General features: G+C 65.0%; 13 protein-coding genes. 5 read left to right on the top strand and 8 right to left on the bottom strand.

The window, feature by feature from the left end:
• The first annotated feature begins 53 nt into the window (after positions 1 to 53).
• The 3 genes from IFR23_RS00600 (at position 54) to IFR23_RS00590 (ending at position 3027) form a co-directional block, all read left to right on the top strand.
• Positions 54 to 521, top strand: a complete 468-nt coding sequence (locus IFR23_RS00600) for a hypothetical protein (protein ID WP_192974305.1) — start codon at positions 54 to 56, stop codon at positions 519 to 521.
• A gap of 272 nt (positions 522 to 793) precedes the next feature.
• Positions 794 to 2503 carry a DEAD/DEAH box helicase gene (locus IFR23_RS00595; RefSeq protein WP_192974304.1) on the top strand — a complete coding sequence of 570 codons (1710 nt, stop codon included), beginning with the start codon at positions 794 to 796 and terminating at the stop codon, positions 2501 to 2503.
• On the top strand, positions 2503 to 3027 hold the full coding sequence (locus tag IFR23_RS00590; protein WP_192974303.1) for a thioredoxin family protein: 525 nt from the start codon (positions 2503 to 2505) through the stop codon (positions 3025 to 3027). The genes IFR23_RS00595 and IFR23_RS00590 overlap by 1 nt, the downstream gene beginning before the upstream one ends.
• A 518-nt stretch (positions 3028 to 3545) precedes the next feature.
• On the opposite strand, the gene IFR23_RS00585 is transcribed toward IFR23_RS00590, so the two are convergent.
• The 7 genes from IFR23_RS00585 to IFR23_RS00555 all read right to left on the bottom strand — a co-directional run bounded on the left by IFR23_RS00585 (position 3546) and on the right by IFR23_RS00555 (position 10850).
• A complete protein-coding gene (locus IFR23_RS00585; RefSeq protein ID WP_192974302.1) occupies positions 3546 to 4160 on the bottom strand; it encodes a glutathione S-transferase N-terminal domain-containing protein in 615 nt (204 codons plus the stop codon).
• Between the two features lie 163 nt (positions 4161 to 4323).
• Complete coding sequence (locus IFR23_RS00580; protein WP_192974301.1) at positions 4324 to 5193, bottom strand: dienelactone hydrolase family protein; 870 nt, start codon at positions 5191 to 5193, stop codon at positions 4324 to 4326.
• Positions 5194 to 5227: 34 nt separating this feature from the next.
• A complete protein-coding gene (locus tag IFR23_RS00575; RefSeq protein WP_192974300.1) occupies positions 5228 to 6292 on the bottom strand; it encodes an MBL fold metallo-hydrolase in 1065 nt (354 codons plus the stop codon).
• A 301-nt stretch (positions 6293 to 6593) separates the two neighbouring features.
• Positions 6594 to 7271: a DUF1013 domain-containing protein gene (locus tag IFR23_RS00570; RefSeq protein WP_055873545.1), complete on the bottom strand. Its 678-nt coding sequence runs from the start codon at positions 7269 to 7271 to the stop codon at positions 6594 to 6596.
• A gap of 99 nt (positions 7272 to 7370) precedes the next feature.
• Positions 7371 to 8393: a glycosyltransferase family 4 protein gene (locus IFR23_RS00565; RefSeq protein ID WP_192974299.1), complete on the bottom strand. Its 1023-nt coding sequence runs from the start codon at positions 8391 to 8393 to the stop codon at positions 7371 to 7373.
• Between the two features lie 160 nt (positions 8394 to 8553).
• Positions 8554 to 9438: a UDP-2,3-diacylglucosamine diphosphatase gene (locus IFR23_RS00560; RefSeq protein ID WP_192974298.1), complete on the bottom strand. Its 885-nt coding sequence runs from the start codon at positions 9436 to 9438 to the stop codon at positions 8554 to 8556.
• 431 nt (positions 9439 to 9869) lie between these two features.
• A complete protein-coding gene (locus IFR23_RS00555) occupies positions 9870 to 10850 on the bottom strand; it encodes an NAD(P)H-quinone oxidoreductase (protein ID WP_192974297.1) in 981 nt (326 codons plus the stop codon).
• A 123-nt stretch (positions 10851 to 10973) separates the two neighbouring features.
• Between IFR23_RS00555 and IFR23_RS00550 the strand changes: the two genes are divergently transcribed.
• Both IFR23_RS00550 and clpA read left to right on the top strand, forming a co-directional pair.
• Positions 10974 to 11168, top strand: coding sequence for a DUF1192 domain-containing protein (locus IFR23_RS00550; protein WP_056060574.1), 195 nt, complete (start codon positions 10974 to 10976; stop codon positions 11166 to 11168).
• Between the two features lie 143 nt (positions 11169 to 11311).
• Entirely contained in the window at positions 11312 to 13630 is a 2319-nt protein-coding gene (gene clpA, locus IFR23_RS00545; RefSeq protein ID WP_107961623.1) for an ATP-dependent Clp protease ATP-binding subunit ClpA, read from the top strand.
• Positions 13631 to 13795: 165 nt separating this feature from the next.
• Here clpA and IFR23_RS00540 read toward each other — a convergent pair whose 3' ends face one another.
• On the bottom strand, positions 13796 to 16858 hold the full coding sequence (locus IFR23_RS00540; protein ID WP_192974296.1) for a TonB-dependent receptor domain-containing protein: 3063 nt from the start codon (positions 16856 to 16858) through the stop codon (positions 13796 to 13798).
• Between the last annotated feature and the right edge of the window lie 208 nt (positions 16859 to 17066).

Below are 17066 nucleotides of genomic sequence, written 5' to 3'. Positions count from 1 at the left end.
ATCGCGCGTTCAACGATAGGCCCTAACGATTACGTCAGCATGATCCAGACACCATGATCCATCCCGCGATACCCGCCACCCTGCTCGCGCTAGCGGGTCCCTTTGCCATGGCGATGCGCGATGTCCCTTCGCCCAGATTCAGGCTCGATGGCCTGCAGATCGCGCAGCTCTCGATCCACGAACGCATCATCATCCGCGTGCCCCGGATGAGCCGGGCCCCCGTCCGCACCTACGCGCCGCCGACCGAGTGGAAGGAGCATAAGGGCCCGAAATGCATCGCGGTCGACGAGATCGCGGGTGCGATGCTCAACAAGGACGGCGCCGTCGACCTGGTGATGGACGACACGACGCGGCTGCGTGCGCGGCTCGACGGCGACTGCAAGCCGCTCGATTATTATTCGGGGTTCTATCTGCGGCCGGGCCCGGACGGGATGATCTGTAAGGACCGCGATGCGATCCGGATGCGTTCGGGTGCACGCTGCGAGATCGAGGGGTTCAAGAGTTTGCGGGCGAAGAAGTAGCGGGGGGCCGGCCAGTCGCGTGTGTGGCGAACGCAGTCTCACCTAGCTCCGTCAGCCTGACGAAAGTCAGGATCCAGAGTAACTGACGGTACGCTGCTTGGCTCTGGATCCTGACTTTCGTCAGGATGACGGGGGTTTTTGCGGAAATACGCGGCCCGCCGCCCCCTCCCCACCTTCGATCCACCGCGTTTCCTTGACATTTGTCGCCAAATCGGCGAGCGCCGGAACGCTTGAGGGCAGTGCATTTCACCCTCCATTTACCGGACATTTGCATGAGTTTTGCCGATCTCGGCCTCTCCGACGAACTGCTGAAGGCAGTCACCGACTCCGGCTATACCGAGCCAACCCCGATCCAGGCCGGCGCGATCCCGTCCGTGCTGATGATGCGCGACATCATCGGTATCGCCCAGACGGGCACCGGCAAGACCGCGTCGTTCGTGCTGCCGATGATCGACATCCTCGCGCATGGCCGTAGCCGCGCACGGATGCCACGCTCGCTGATCCTCGAACCGACGCGCGAACTCGCCGCGCAGGTGGCGGAGAATTTCGAGAAATACGGCGTCAACTCGAACCTCTCGATGGCGTTGCTGATCGGTGGCGTGTCGATGGGCGACCAGCTCGCCGCGCTCGAAAAAGGCGTCGACGTGCTGATCGCGACGCCGGGCCGGCTGATGGACCTGTTCGGGCGCGGCAAGATCATGCTCAACGGCTGTTCGATGCTGGTGATCGACGAGGCGGATCGGATGCTCGACATGGGCTTCATCCCCGACATCGAGGAAATCTGCACCAAGCTGCCGAAGCAGCGCCAGACTTTGCTGTTCTCGGCGACGATGCCGCCGCCGATCAAGAAGCTGGCGGACAAGTTCCTGACCAATCCCAAGACGATCGAGGTGTCGCGCCCGGCGTCGACCAACCTCAACATCAAGCAGTATCTGGTGCCGGTGCCGAGCCAGACCGCCAAGCGCGATACGCTGCGCCGGATTCTCGCGCAGGAAGAGGTGACCAACGCGATCATCTTCTGCAACCGCAAGACGACGGTTCGCGACCTGAACAAGGTGCTGAAGCAGGCGGGCTACAAGTCGGGCGAGATCCACGGCGACATGGAACAGCCGCAGCGGCTGGCCGAGCTCGAGCTGTTCAAGACCGGCGCGGTGACTATCCTGGTCGCCTCGGACGTCGCCGCGCGCGGGCTCGACATCAAGGGCGTGTCGACGGTGTTCAACTATGACGCACCGTGGCATCCCGACGACTATGTCCACCGGATCGGTCGGACGGGTCGCGCCGGGGCGACGGGGACGGCGTACACGTTCGTCGCGCCGGACGATGCCGAGAATATCGTCAACATCGAGAAGCTTACCGGGCAGACGATCGAGCGGCTGAAGGTTGCCGAGCCGAAGACGGCGGCAGTTACTGCTGCGACCGAAGACGATGGCACGACGCGGCGCGCACGGCCGCGTCGCGGCGCGCGGTCCGAGACGTTTACGCCAGTGCCGGTTGCGGCGGCGGCTGCCGAGGAGTCGGATCGGCCACGTACGCGGCGGGTGCCGCGGGCGGATACGGTGGCCCCGGCGATCGTCGCCGAGGTGCTGGCTGCGGCCGAGCCGGTTGCGGCGGCCAAGCGTCCGCGCTGGGAGCGGACGCCGATCGACGAGCCCGTGCCCGCGGTGAAGCCGCGCGTTGCGGAGCCCGCACGGGTCGAGCCGGTGCAGGTCGAACCGACGTATGTCGAACCGGCGTATGTCGAACCGGTTCGCGCGGCGCCCGTTCGGTCGGAGCCTGCGCGGTCGGAGCCTGCGCGGTCGGAACCAGTTCGCATGCAAGCTGTTCGTTCGGAAGCCGCGAAGGTCGAGCCGCCACGGACGGAGCGCATCCCTGCGAATCCAACCGGTGGTCGCCGCCAACCGGTCGCCGAAACGCCGGTGGATGGCTGGAACGGACCATTCCCGAGCTTCCTGAATGCCGTGATCGGAGGATATGAATGATGTCGATACGCCGTCTCGCCGCGCTTGCCTTGCTCGCAACCGCCGTGGCCGCCCCCGCCGCGCCCCGCGCGAAAGTCGCGGCGCCGCACGTCAACACGACGAGCTTCGACAAGCTGCCGCAGCCATTGCCACTGCCATATAACGAGTCGGCGAACGCCAATGCGCAGGTTGCGGCGGCGCGGGCGCGCGCGCTGAAGACGCACAAGCGGTTGCTGATCGATCTCGGCGGCAACTGGTGCCTCGATTGCCGCCTGCTGGCGGGAACGATCGACCTGCCCGAGATGAAGCGCTTCGTGGACAGCAAGTTCGTGGTGGTGACGGTCGATATCGGCCGCTTCGACAAGAACGGGCAGATTGCAGCGGGCTACGGGATCAAGGGCCGCCTCAAGGGTGTGCCCGCGGTGCTGGTGGTCGATCCGCGGACCAACAAGCTGTTGAATGCAGGGCATGAGACCGAACTGGCGGATGCCCGGTCGATGGGGCCGCAGGCGTTGGCCGACTGGTTGGCGAAGTGGGCGGCCTGATCCACGCTTGCAGGGTCGGCTAGCGGCTGAGTTGCTATTACACGTTTAGCTTGAAGTGGCGTCGTTAGTCAGGCGCCTCGCCGGCGGCTTTCACGCTCAGTGCCTGAAAACATCAATTAGCGGCGTGCCCTCACCCATCGCCGCCTTCGCGTCTCTCCCTCTCCCCTACGGGAGAGGGACGGGGCCCGCGGCCACTTGACCGTGGGAAGGGTGAGGGCAAGGTTTGTCCGGACCATTGCTACCGGTCGTATTCGTGAGTCGGCCCCTCTTTCTCGCCGGAAGCATCCAACGCCCCCTGCCCGTGTGACGTCGATCCGATGCCCGCCAACGGCGCCACGAACGCAATCGGTTCTGCCAAGAAGCTAATTTCAACGCACCGTGCCGGCCCAATACCCGCCGTTATCCTGACGAAAGTCAGGATCCAGGGTACCGACAGCTCGCCTTCGTGACTCTGGATCCTGACTTTCGTCAGGATGACGAGGTTAGGTATGCCCCGTCGCGCGCGCCGTCGGTCGACCCTAGGCTGCAGCCGCGATCAGCGCGTCATCCAACTCTCCTGCCCGCTTGTATGCCGGACGTTCGATCAGGCGGGCGGCATAGTCTGCAAACACCTCGCGCTTGGGTAAGGAGCCGAATTGCAGACCGAACAGGATCTGCGACCCAACATACACGTCGGCTGCGGTAAAGCGGTCGCCGGCGATGTAGGGGTGCGTGGATATGGCGCGTTCAAGCACGTCCACGACGGCATCGAAGCTGCCATAACCGACCATGCGCTGTTGCGCATCAGTGGGGACGACGCCGAGCGAGCGGTTGGTGATCGCGGATTCGACCGGACCGGCGGCGTAGAAGAGCCAACGATAATAGTCGGCGCGTTCATCTGCGTTTGGCGCCAGGCCCGATTCGGGGAACGCCTCGGCTAGATAGGCGCAGATCGCGGCGCATTCGGTGATGGTCTTGCCGTTTTGGACCAGTGCGGGGACCTTCGCCATCGGGTTGATCGCGCGATACGCCTCGTCCTTCATCGTCGTGTCGTAGCCGAGCACGACCGTCTCGTACTCGGCGCCGACCTCTTCGAGCATCCAGCGCGCGATGCGACCGCGCGACATCGGGTTGGTGTACAGGGTCAGGGCCACGCGACTCTCCTTGAGAACGGATCGTGAACGATGGTCACATGGAGCAGGGGTGCGGTCAAGGCCATGCAGAATGTTTCCCCGCGAAGGCGGGGATCCAGGCTGGGCTCCCGCCTTCGCGGGAGAACAAGGAGAAGGCGGGACGTACAATTAAGCCCCCGCGCCCTTATACCAACGCCTTGTCGAACAGCGCGAGCATGCGCGCCCAGGCCTTGTCCGCCTGGACCGGATTGTAGACCTTCGAGTCGGGCGGGCACCAGCCGTGCATCGTGCCTTCGTAGACCTCGATCTCGGCGGGGAGTTTCGCGGCGGCGAACGCCGTGCGCAGCGTGTCCTTCTCGGTGGGGGCGCGGGCGTCGTCGTTGGCGGCGATCGCGATGAGGTATTGCGCCTTCATCTGCGGGATCAGGAGGTGCGGGCTGTCGGGCTTGTCGGTGACGAAGCCGCCGCCGTGGAAGGTCGCGCCTGCGCGGATGCGGTTCGCCACGGCTGCAGCGGTGCGCATCACCATCGGGCCGCCCATGCAATAGCCGGTGGTGGCCATGCCGCGTTTGCGATCGACCTGCGCTTGCGCGTCGATGAAGGCGGTGAAGGCACGCGCGTCGCGGACCGTGCCCTCGGAAGTCAGCGCTTCGCGGAATGGGGCGATGCGGCTTTTGACTTCGGGTTGGTCGTAGGATTCGCCGGGCTTCAGGAACGGCGCCTTGGTCGAGCGGTAGAACTGGTTGACGACGAGCACCGCATAGCCCGATTGCGCGAGCCGGTCGGCCATCTGGCGGAACGCTGGGCGCAGGCCCATGATGTCGGGCCAGACCAGCACGCCGGGGTGCTTGCCGGTGGCGGGCGCGACGAAATAGGCGCCGGCCTTGCCGTCGGGGGTGGTGATCGAGACGTCGCGGCCCTTGATGACGGCGGCATTCGCGGGCGCGGGAAGCAACATCGTCAGGCCCATCGCTCCGGTCATGACGCCGAACTGGCGGCGCGAGACTCCGGCCAGATAGGCTTCGTTATCGTCTGCGGTATGCTCGTCGCACATGGGGCTATCCTCTTGAATTTGGCCGCATGCTAACTCAGGCCGCGCGCCACCACCATACGCCATCGAGCGTGTCGCGGGTCGCTCGGCCTTCGACTTCGAGGCGGCGGAGATGCGCGAGCGCTTCGCCGGTCGCCATGCCGAGCACGTCCTGCCCGATCGCGCGACGGAACAGGCGGCCGAAACAGTCGACCGCGCGGCGGGGCTCGGCAAGGAAGACGGCGAGTTCGTCGAGCCGTTCGCGGTGTTCGCGGTCCATGGCGTCGAGGCGGGTGTGGAGGCCGGTGAACGGGTCGCCGTGGCCTGGGAGGACGAGCAGGTCGGCGGGCAGCGTCTTCAGCTTGGCGATCGAGGCGAACCATTCGCCCAAGGGGTCGGCGTTCGGTTCGGTGACGCCTAGCGAGACGTTGGGGCTGATGCGCGGGAGGACCTGGTCGCCGGCGATGAGGATGCCGCCGGCTTCGTCGTACAGGCACGCGTGTTCGGGGGAGTGGCCCGAGCCGGTTACCACGCGCCAGTCGCGCGCGCCGATGGTGAGCGTGTCGCCGTCTTCGATGCGGGTGTAGCTGAGCGGCAGCGGGGTGATGATCTTTCGGAATCCGGCCCAGCCCTTGGCGGTGGCATGGTCGATCTGTGCGGCGTCCCAGCCTGCGCCGCGCCAGAAGGTTAGCATTTCGTGGGGGACGGAGTCGCGGGCGTCGGCGGCGAGCATGCGCGCGGTCAGCCACTCGGCTCGGGTCATGATCAAGGGGGCGGAATGATGATCGCACATCCAGCCGGCTAGGCCGATATGGTCGGGGTGGAAGTGGGTGCCGATCATCTTGTTGATGCGGGTGTCGGCTTTGGGGCCGTTGAAGATGGCTTTCCAGGCGTCGCGCGCGGCCGCGGTGTTCATGCCGGTGTCGACCAGTGCATCGCCTTGGGTGTCGGCGAGGAGCCAGCAGTTTACATGGCGTAAGGGGCCGGGGATGTGGAGGCGGACCCAGTCTATGCCGGGGGCGACCTGCATCGTGCCGCCTACTTCAGGTTCTGCGCCACCAAACGGGTAGGTCAGCCCTTTGTGGCTGGTGGGCGCGAAATCGGTGTCGGGTGCGGTTGCCATCCGTTGCGGTTAGCAACTGGTCGGTTTGTAGGCCAGCGGCATTGGCTCGTCAGCTGTCAGCCAGAGCCAGCAGTCGAGTCGGTAACTGATATGCCTTAAGCCACCTCCCCGGCCTAGGCCGGGGTCCAGTTGGAAAGGTTGAAGTAACGGTGCGCCGTCATCGCCATGACCGTCCCCCAACTGGGCCCCGGCCTGCGCCGGAGAGGTGCGACGGGATAGCACCGCGTTCCGCACGAAAAAGGGCGGCACCTTTCGGCACCGCCCCTCTTTATCTTTTTGCCGACAATACCGGGAAGGACGATCAGCGCTTGAAGGGGTCGTCGAAGAGCGGCTTGACGGGGAGGACGCCGCCGTCTGCCACGAACTGTGCGTCCGCGGCCGCCTGGGTGCGCTCTGCGCGGAGCTGCTGGAGCAGGACTTCGCGGTCGCCTTCGAGGCGGGTGTCGGTCGGGGCTTCCATGCCGGCTGCCTTCGCCGCCTTCGCCACCGCTGCGTCGAGTTCGCGCTGCGAGGTCAGGCCGAGCGTGACCGGATCCTTCGGGGTGATGTTGGCGATGTTCCAGTGGCTGCGATCGCGGATCGCGGCGATCGTCGTGCGGGTCGTGCCGATCAGCAGCGAGATCGCGCCGTCGGTGATCTCGGGGTGATTGCGGATGATCCACGAGATGCCGTCGGGCTTGTCCTGGCGCTTCGAGACCGGCGTGTAGCGCGGCCCCTTGGTGCGGCGGACCTGCTCGGGGCCCTTGATCATCTTGAGCTGGTAGTCGGGATCGGCGGCACCCTTGTCGATCTCGTCCTGCGTCACTTCGTGCGCGCGGACGGGATCGCGACCGGTGAGCTTGGTCGAGGTGGTGTCGTCGGCGATCGCCTGGATCTCGAGGATGTGCAGGCCGCAGAAGTCCGCGATCTGCTCGAAGCTGAGCGCGGTATTGTCGACCATCCAGGCGGCGGTCGCGTGGGGCATGAGCGGCTGGGCCACGGCGGAAACTCCGTAAAAATAGAAAGGGCCGCCCCTTTCGGAGCGGCCTGACATGAGAGAGACTTAGTGCGCGCGGGGGCAACAGGCAAGCGAACAAGCTCAGGCGGCCATGAGCTTTCCTTCGAGGGGGACGAGCGCGTGAAGGAACTGGCGTGCGCTGGCGGGCCAGCTGTAGCGCGCGGCATAGGCGGCGCAGGTGACGCTGTCGCGCGTTAGCGCGGTGGCGATCGCGGTGTCGAGGTCTTCGTGCATGGCCCCGACGCGGTCGTCGAGGACGTCGATCGGCCCGGTGACCGGGTAGGCCGCGACGGGAGTTCCGCAGGCGAGCGCTTCGATCATGACTAGGCCGAACGTGTCCGTGCGGCTCGGGAAGACGAGGACGTCTGCGGTGCGATAGGCGGCGGCTAGGTCGAGGCCGGAGCGCTGGCCGAGGAAGACGGCTTGCGGGAAGCGGCGCGCGAGCGTTGCGCGAGCAGGGCCGTCGCCGACGACGACCTTGGTGCCGGGATGTGCGGAGGACAGGAACGCCTCGATGTTCTTCTCGACCGCGACGCGCCCGACATAGAGGAGGATCGGGCCGGGCAGTGCCGCCATCTCGGGGTCGCGCGCGCCGTCGAGGCCGAACTGCGCGAAGTCGACGCCCCTGCCCCATTCTCGGACCTGATGCAGGCCTTGGGTTGCGAGCGTTGCCGCGACCGACGGCGTGGAGACCAGGATCGACTGGGCGGGGCGGTGGAACCAGCGGATGTAGCGCCAGATCCAGTCTGGGTTCGCGCCGGTGCGGGCGGCAATATAGTCGGGGAACTGTGTATGATACGCGCTGGTGAAGGGGAGCGCGCGGGCCAGGCACCAGTTGCGGGCGGCGAGGCAGACTGGCCCTTCGGTGGCGAGGTGGATCGCGTCGGCGCCGAATGCTGCGAGCATGCGACCGACTGCGCCCGAGCGGGCAAAGGCTAGGCGGATCTCGGGGTAGGTCGGGCATGGCATCGAGGCGAAGCGTTCGGGGGAGACTACCAGGACCTCATGGCCGATGGATTCGAGCTCGCGCTGGACCGACTGGAGGGTGCGGACGACGCCGTTGACTTGCGGGCTCCAGGCGTCCGTGACGATCGCGATACGCATCGTGTCTTCTCCGTTTTGCCCCTCTCCCATAGGGAGAGGGAGGGGCCCGGCCGGCGCAGCCGGGTGGGAGGGTGAGGGCACGCTTCAACTGGCGTTGCGGACTTGCCCTCACCCGCGCCGCTGACGCGGCTCGCCCTCTCCCCGTCGGGGAGAGGGTTAATTAAGCGACCAGGCTTATGACCTTGTCGCGTTCGCGGGCGGCGATTTCGTCGCCCCAGTGGAGGAGCTCCATGCGGCCGTCGAAATGCTCGACCAGCGCCGTGCAGCCTTCGACCCAGTCGCCGTCGTTGTAATAGGCGATGCCGGCGATCTCGCGCATTTCGGCGGTGTGGATGTGGCCGCAGACGACACCTTCGACGCCGCGGACGCCGGCGGCATGCGCGACGACTTCCTCGAAGTGCGAGATGAAGGCGACGGCGTTCTTGACCTTGGCCTTGGCGTGCTTCGACAGCGACCAGTATGGCATGCCCATCCGCCGGCGCGCGCCGTTGACCCAGCGGTTGAGTCCCATCAGCATCGTATAGGCGGCGTCGCCGATGTGCGCGATCCAGCGATGCGCGAGCGTGATCGCGTCGAACTCGTCGCCGTGGAGGACCAGCAGGCGGCGGCCGTCGGCGGTCTCGTGGATCGCGTTGCGGCGGATCGAGATGCCGCCCAGGTCGAGGCCCGAATATTGGCGGAACACCTCGTCGTGGTTGCCGGGGATGTAGACGACGCGGGTGCCGCGCTTGGCACGCTTGAGCAGGCGCCAGATCACGTCGTTGTGCGCGGCGGGCCAGTAGAATTTCTTCTTGAGCCGCCAGCCGTCGATCATGTCGCCGACGAGGTACATCGTCTCGCTGTCGACGTGATCGAGGAAGTCGTTGAGCATCCCCGCGTTGCAGCCGCGCGTGCCGAGATGGACGTCGGAGATCCAGATCGTGCGATACTGGCGGCGCTCGACGACCGGCTCGGGTACGGCGGGCCGGGAGTGGATGAAGTCGGCGATATCGGTGATATCGGCGCCAACGAAGCTAGATGGCGAAAACGTCGTGATGGCGTTCATGAGCCTGCCCCCGCAAAACTATCCTTGCCGCGAGTATTAGCCGAGTATTGTTACACAGTGGTCGCAGTCTGGTGACTGTTCGAAGTCAGCGGATCTGTCGTGTTTATAGCTGAAACAAGGTCAGCATGTTTCCCCGCGAAGGCGGGGATCCAGACTGGGCTCCCGCCTTCGCGGGAGAACGAGTTTTGTTGGGTAGCGCTTTGAGGCCCCACTCCGGCGGAGGCCGGGGCCCAAATGGGGATGCTGAGTAAGAACGCGGTGCGCGTCAACACAACGGCCTTTCCAATTGGGCCCCGGCCTTCGCCGGGGTGGTAGTATTGGGGAGGCGCGTCGGGCGTCAAACGGGATACCCCAGCTTTCGCTGGGGTGACGGCGGGGAGCCGGGGCGGGAGCGGGAGCGGGTCCCCTTCCCCTTCCCCTTCCCCTTCCCCTCACCCCATCGTCAGCACGATCTTCCCCACGTGGTCGCCTGCTTCCATCCGGGTGTGTGCCGCCGGGGCGTCCGCAAATGCGAACACGCGGTCGATCACTGGTTTCAGCTTGCCGGCCTCGACGTGCGGCCACACCGTCCGGGCGAGCTCGTCCGCGACCAGCGACTTGAATGCGGTGTCGCGTGGGCGGAGCGTGGAGCCGGTCAGCGTCAGGCGGCGGCGCATGATCTCGAACAGGGGGACGGTCGCCGTCGCGCCGCCCATGACAGCGATCGATACGTGGCGGCCGTCTTCGGCGAGGCATTGCAGGTTGCGCGGGACGTAGTCGCCGCCGACCATGTCGAGCACCGCGGCGACGCCCTTGCCGCCGGTGATCTGCTTCACGCGCTCGACGAAATCCTCGGACTTGTAGTCGATCGCATGCGTCGCGCCGAGGCTGAGCGCGGCTTCGCACTTCGCCTTCGAGCCGGCGGTGACGATGATGTCGATGCCAAAGACGTTGCACAGGGCGATCGCCATCGTGCCGATCCCGCTGGTGCCGCCGTGGACGAGGACGGTGTCGCCCTCCATCGCGTAGGCGCGCTCGAAGAGGTTGGTCCAGACGGTGAAAAGCGTCTCCGGCATCGCCGCCGCCTCGACCATCGTCAGCGCCTCGGGGACGGGTAGGCACTGGCCGAACGGTGCGACCGCATATTCCGCATACGCACCGCCCGAGATCAGCGCGCAGACGAGCTGGCCGACCTGTTCGTCGCCGACGCCTTCGCCGACCGCGACGATCGTGCCGGAGATTTCCATGCCGAGGATCGAGGGCGCACCAGGCGGGGGCGGATACTTGCCCTGGCGCTGCATGACCTCGGGGCGGTTGACCCCGGCGGCCGCCACCTTGACCAGCACCTCACCCTGCCCCGGCTGGGGCACGGGACGGTCGACGAGGACCAGCACTTCGGGACCGCCGGGCTGTTCCGGATCGATCGCCTTCATGACGTCGGGTACACCTAAGTTACTGGATTGGTTTTCGGGTATCGCGGTCATCGCTCGTCACGTCCCTTTAGATTTCCGCGCCTTATTGACATCACTCTGGTGCGGGTCAACGTTACAGAAACTATGGAACCGGACGACACCCCCTCCCGTCCCGACGATCTGCTCGACGCGCTCGTGCGACAGGACCTCGATCCGTTGTCGGTCGCCGAGCTCGATGCGCGGATCACCGTGCTGCAGGGCGAGATCGCGCGTTGCCAGCTGAAGAAGGATCGCGCGGTCAGTCACCGCGCCAGCGCCGACGACCTGTTCAGGCGGTGATCGCGCTGCCCGCCTCCACAAGCGTTGCATTTAGGCAGCGCAGGAACGGACGGGGCCGGGTTCAAGTGCTTGATGCGACCGATATCAGTTCCGACATAGTGGCAAAGGGCTCGCGTTCTCGCGGCCCGACAGGAGTATTGTAAATGCCATCATTTGCACCCGCCCTCGAGACCACGCTGCACAAGGCGCTCGAGGCGGCATCGTCCCGGCGTCACGAATATGCGACGCTGGAGCATCTGCTGCTCGCGCTGATCGACGACGAACATGCGTCGAAGGTCATGACCGCGTGCAACGTCGAGATCGGCGATCTGAAGAATACCGTCTCGCACTACCTCGACAGCGAACTCGACGCGCTCAAGGTCGATGCGGCGACCGACCCCTCCCCCACCAGCGGGTTCCAGCGCGTCGTCCAGCGCGCGATCCTGCACGTCCAGTCCTCGGGCCGCGACGAAGTGACCGGTGCCAACGTGCTCGTCGCCTTGTTCAGCGAGCGCGAGAGCTATGCCGTCTATTTCCTGCAACAGCAGGACATGAGCCGCCTCGATGCAGTGAGCTTCATCAGCCACGGTGTCGGCAAGGGCGGGCAGCAGGCAACCGAAGCATCCACGCCAAAGGGTGCGGACGACGAGAAGCCGGCCAAGGGACAGGAGAAGGGCAAGACGGAAAGCGCGCTCAAGCAATTCACGGTCGACCTCAACGAGAAGGCCAAGAACGGCAAGGTCGATCCCTTGATCGGGCGCGGGCCGGAGGTGGATCGCACGATCCAGATCTTGTGCCGCCGGTCGAAGAACAACCCGCTCTATGTCGGTGATCCCGGCGTCGGCAAGACCGCGATCGCGGAAGGCCTGGCGCGCAAGATCGTCGAGGGCGACGTGCCCGACGTGCTGTTGCCTGCCGTCATCTACTCGCTCGACATGGGCGCGTTGCTGGCGGGGACGCGGTATCGTGGCGACTTCGAGGAGCGGTTGAAGGCGGTCGTCAACGAGCTCGAGAAGCTGCCGGACGCGGTGCTGTTCATCGACGAGATCCACACCGTGATCGGTGCGGGTGCGACGAGTGGTGGGGCGATGGATGCCTCGAATCTGCTCAAGCCGGCTTTGTCGGGCGGCACGATCCGGTGCATCGGCTCGACGACGTACAAGGAGTTCCGCAACCACTTCGAGAAGGACCGCGCTCTGCTGCGGCGCTTCCAGAAGATCGACGTGAACGAGCCGACGATCGAGGATACCATCAAGATCCTCGCTGGCTTGCGCTCGGCGTTCGAGGATCACCACAACGTCAAGTACACGCCCGATGCGATCAAGTCGGCGGTCGAGCTGTCGGCGCGGTACATCAACGATCGGAAACTGCCGGACAAGGCGATCGACGTGATCGACGAGGTCGGCGCGATGCAGATGCTGGTGCCGCCGAACAAGCGCAAGAAGACGATCACACCGAAGGAGATCGAGCAGGTCATCGCGACGATGGCACGCATCCCGCCGAAGTCGGTCTCGACCGACGACAAGCTGGCTCTGGCCACGCTCGAGACGGATCTGAAGCGCGTGGTGTTCGGTCAGAATGCGGCGATCGAGAAGCTGTCGTCGGCGATCAAGCTGGCGCGGGCAGGTCTGCGCGAGCCCGAGAAGCCGATCGGCAACTATCTGTTCACCGGGCCTACCGGCGTCGGCAAAACCGAAGTCGCCAAGCAGCTTTCGACGATCCTCGGCATTCCGCTCCAGCGGTTCGACATGTCCGAATATATGGAGCGGCATTCGGTCAGCCGTCTGATCGGTGCGCCTCCGGGCTATGTCGGGTTCGACCAGGGCGGTCTGCTGACCGATGCGATCGATCAGAACCCGCATTGCGTCCTGTTGCTCGACGAGATCGAGAAGGCGCATCCGGATCTGTTCAACATCCTGTTGCAGGTGATGGATAACGGGCGGCTGACCGACCAGCACGGCAAGTCGGTCGATTTCCGCAACGTCATCCTGATCATGACGACCAATGCGGGTGCCAGCGACATGGCGCGCGAGACGGTCGGCTTCGGCAACCTGTCGCGCGAAGGCGAGGACGAGGTGGCCGTGACGAAGATGTTCACGCCGGAATTCCGCAACCGTCTCGATGCGGTGGTGCCGTTCGGGTATCTGCCCACCGAAGTGGTGGCGCGGGTGGTGGACAAGTTCATCCTTCAGCTCGAACTCCAGCTGGCGGATCGCGGCGTGCACATCGTCCTCGACGACGAGTCGAAGGCGTGGCTCACGACCAAGGGCTATGACAAGCTGTACGGCGCACGGCCGATGGGTCGCCTGATCCAAGAGAAGATCAAGCAGCCGCTCGCCGAGGAGCTGCTGTTCGGCAAGCTGGTGCACGGCGGCGAGGTGACGGTGAAGATGAAGGACGGCGCGCTGTCGTTCGCGATCGAGCCTGCCGCGCCGAAGAAGCCCAAGAAGAAGGGCAAGACGGAGACCGTCGAGGCCGAGTAGCCTTTACACGACCGGTGTTTAAAAAAGCCTGCCGCTGGAGCGTTCCAGCGGCAGGCTTTTTTGTGGGCCGCTCACGGATGTGAAGGTCCACAGTCTTGCAATTCTCGTCGATAATGCGGCGTGTCGGGCCCGTCTGGTGACGGGCCCGATAGTCGTCGATCCGGATCAGAACCGGACGGTCGCGCCGATCGCAAGGTTGCGGCCGAGCGAGTCGTAGCGCGCGGGGATCGTGTTGCTCCGCGCGAGGCTGATATCGTACGAGTTGGCGAGGATCGGCGGGGTCTTGTCGAGCAGGTTGTTGGCGATGAACCGCAGCGAGAAGTCCTTCGCGATCGCAAAGGTGAACGCCAGATCGAAATAGCTGGCCGGCGCGATGTGATAGAACGTCGTCCGAGCCCGCTCCGGCGTGCCGCCAATCGCCTCGTCGCCCGAATTGTCGGCGTGCGTCAGCGAACCGACATAGCGCCAGTTGAACGACGTGCTGAAGATGCCATCGCCGGTCGTATAGGTCGTGCGCAGACCGTGCGACCATTTCGGCAGCAACTGGCTGCAGCCGTTGCCGTAATAGCCGACGCAGTTGCGCTTGGGCTGGACCGGCGAATCCTGACCGCCGGCAAACGTGGTCAGCGATCCGTTGAAGTTCCAGTCGACCTTGCCCGCGCCGCCGAGACCGAGCGTGTATTGCGCCTGGAAATCGATGCCGCGCGCAATCGACTTGTAGTAGTTCGTGGTGCCCTGGCGGATGAAACCGCTGGTCGGATTGCTGCTGGCGGGAGCGTAGAGAATGCCCGTCCCCGGCTGGCGGACGATGCCCGAGCAGAAGAACGGATCGCCGTTCGAGCGCTGGCAGCCATCGGTGTAGTAGGTGTAATCGTTATACCCGAGCGAGTTGTCGATTCTGATCTGATAGCGATCGACCGAGAAGACGAGCCCACGGATGAAGCTGGGCTTGACCACCAGACCGTAGGTCAGCGTGTAGGCGGTCTCCGGGTCGGCGGTGAATCCACCCGACTGGACGGTGCACTGGTTGCCGTCACCTTGTGCGCACAACAGCGTCGGGCTGCCATAGAGCGCATCGGACAGTCCGGTCGCGCGGCAGACGTCGCGCGATGCGACCGGCGTGCCGTATGTCACCGCGCCGGTCGCAGGGTTGGTCGTCACGGTCGGCGCGCAGAAATCGTTCTGCGAGCCGCCCTGCAGACCATAACTGATGTTCCGCGACTGGCCGATCTCGATCACCGTCGGCGCGCGCTGCGCCTTGTTGTACGAGGCTCGGAAGGTCAGATCGCTGACCGGTGCGTAGATGCCCTCGATCTTCCAGGTGTTGAAGGTCTTGGGATTGCTGCTGTATTTCGACACGCGGTAGCCGCCATTGGCCTGCAACAGATGCGCGAAGGGACGCTCCTCGATCAGCGGCGCCTGTACCTCGATGTTCGACTCCCAGACGCTCTGCGAGATGTCGAGATCGCTGCCGCCGTTCAGGTCGCGGTAGAAGGAGTCGGCGGTCGACGTGTAGTTGTCGTGGCGGTATTCGGCACCCAGCGCGATCGCGACGCCCTGGTTCGCGAGCGGCGAGGTGACGCCGTATTTGCCGAGATCGCCGGTCACGGAGATCAGGCCATCCCAGAGCGTGCCGACACCCTTGGTGCTGCCGCCCGGCGCGGTGAACAGCCAGTTCGCGACCGGCTGGCCGGGGGTGTTGGCGGCAAAGGCATTGAACGGCACGCAGCCCGCGACGCCACTGGCACAGGTCGGTACGCCGTTGACGTTGACGACGTCGAGCGACTGGTTGACGCGGTCGTAATCGGGCAGATTGCCGTAGTTCGCCACCTGCTGGTTGCGCGAATAGACGCCGCCGACATCCCAGGTCCACGCATCGCCGACCTTGCCGCGGAAGCCGCCGGTCGCGCGGACGCCGCTGTTGATATAGATATCGGGAATGTCGGCGAGATCGTTGAAGCGGTAGCGGAGCTCGATCGGCGCCTTCGTGTTGGTGCCGGCTGCGCCGCCGCAGATCGCAGTCGCCTGCGAACCGGACAGATACGGATTGTTGCAGTTCACCTGATACGGCTGATCGCCATAGACGGTGTAGCTGTAGATCCGCGCCGGATAGACGTTCTCGGACTCGTCGCGAAACCAGATGCCCGAACCATAGACTTCGATATCGGACGTCAGATCGGCACTGACGAAGCCGCCGGCGTTCCACCGTTCGGACGCGCGCTGATAGGAATAGCCATCATACGGGTTGGCCGCGTTGCCCGCACCGACGCCGTAGGGGACGAAGGTGCGCGTACCGCTCGGATCGTTGACGTAGGCAGCACCGTTGTTCGCACCCGAGCGCGGCGAGACGTAGCCGCTGCGCGAATAGGTCGACAGCGAGCAGGACAGCGGGCCGTCCTTGCCGGTCTGGATGAGCTGGCAGGCGGAGCTGGAGCGCGCGTCGTAATCGACCGCGTCGGTGTGACGGTAGTTGACGAAGCCCGACAGGCGGAGCTTGCCGTCGAACAGTTTCCTGCCTGCGGTCACGGTGATGTCGGCCCGGCCGCCGTCGTTGGTCATTCCGCGTGGGCTGCCGAACGCGTTCGCGCGCGCCAGCGGCGAGACGATCGTGTCCTTGTTGTCATGATTGTAGAAATTATAGTTGCCGTCGATCTGGAGCCCTTCGAAATCCTTCTTGAGGATGAAGTTGACCACGCCGGCGACCGCGTCCGAGCCATAGACCGACGAGGCGCCGCCGGTCAGCACGTCCACCCGCTCGAGGAGCGACGGCGGGATGATACCGACGTCCGCGCCATTCTGCGTACCGAGGCGCTTGCCGTCGATCAGCGTCAGCGTGCGCTCGAACCCCAGGCTGCGCAGCTTGATGCGCTGGCGACCATCCGAATCCTGATAGGTCTGCTGCGCGTCAGGCGAAATCTGCGGCAGGCGGTTGAGCACGTCCTCGATATTGGTCGGCGCCTGGGCACGAATGTCCTGCGCGGTGATCGACGTGATCGGCGCGGCCGACGTCATGTTCGGACGCTGAATGCGGGAACCGGTGACGACGATCATGTCGTTCGTCGCGGGTGCGGCATCGGGCGAGGCGAGAGCAGTCTGCGCATCCGCCTCGACCTTGGCTTGTGCTGGCGTTTGGGCGCCGGCGGCGGGATCCTGCGCCATCGCAGGCATCGCGTAAAACAGCAGCGCCCCCGAAAGCGCAATACGAGACACGGTCTGGTCAAAGATCATTTAGCACCCCTTTTTGTCACCGACCGCGTCTGGCGCTTTAGTCGGCTCGAACGACAGACTTGGTCAGATCACAGTGCCAGTCAATACCCAAACAATACCTATAGAATACATTGCCGACATAATATTTCAGAAAGGTACCCCTCTGGTTCTCCGCTTGGCAGGGTCGACGCCGTGTCCGGACGGCAGCCATCGGGCATCCGCGACCGTC

It is taken from the genome of Sphingomonas sp. CFBP 13603 (assembly GCF_014892665.1).
In the GTDB taxonomy this organism is placed as follows: domain Bacteria; phylum Pseudomonadota; class Alphaproteobacteria; order Sphingomonadales; family Sphingomonadaceae; genus Sphingomonas.
This window is presented reverse-complemented; position numbering and strand designations above follow the sequence as displayed.

Coding starts and splice junctions, on each gene's coding strand:
- IFR23_RS00580 (WP_192974301.1), bottom strand. CDS start 5,193: ATGTGCGACGAGCATACCGCAGACGATAACGAAGCCTATCTGGCCGGA.
- IFR23_RS00595 (WP_192974304.1), top strand. CDS start 794: ATGAGTTTTGCCGATCTCGGCCTCTCCGACGAACTGCTGAAGGCAGTC.
- IFR23_RS00600 (WP_192974305.1), top strand. CDS start 54: ATGATCCATCCCGCGATACCCGCCACCCTGCTCGCGCTAGCGGGTCCC.
- IFR23_RS00590 (WP_192974303.1), top strand. CDS start 2,503: ATGTCGATACGCCGTCTCGCCGCGCTTGCCTTGCTCGCAACCGCCGTG.
- IFR23_RS00550 (WP_056060574.1), top strand. CDS start 10,974: ATGGAACCGGACGACACCCCCTCCCGTCCCGACGATCTGCTCGACGCG.
- IFR23_RS00565 (WP_192974299.1), bottom strand. CDS start 8,393: ATGCGTATCGCGATCGTCACGGACGCCTGGAGCCCGCAAGTCAACGGC.
- IFR23_RS00540 (WP_192974296.1), bottom strand. CDS start 16,858: ATGATCTTTGACCAGACCGTGTCTCGTATTGCGCTTTCGGGGGCGCTG.
- IFR23_RS00575 (WP_192974300.1), bottom strand. CDS start 6,292: ATGGCAACCGCACCCGACACCGATTTCGCGCCCACCAGCCACAAAGGG.
- IFR23_RS00555 (WP_192974297.1), bottom strand. CDS start 10,850: ATGAAGGCGATCGATCCGGAACAGCCCGGCGGTCCCGAAGTGCTGGTC.
- IFR23_RS00560 (WP_192974298.1), bottom strand. CDS start 9,438: ATGAACGCCATCACGACGTTTTCGCCATCTAGCTTCGTTGGCGCCGAT.
- clpA (WP_107961623.1), top strand. CDS start 11,312: ATGCCATCATTTGCACCCGCCCTCGAGACCACGCTGCACAAGGCGCTC.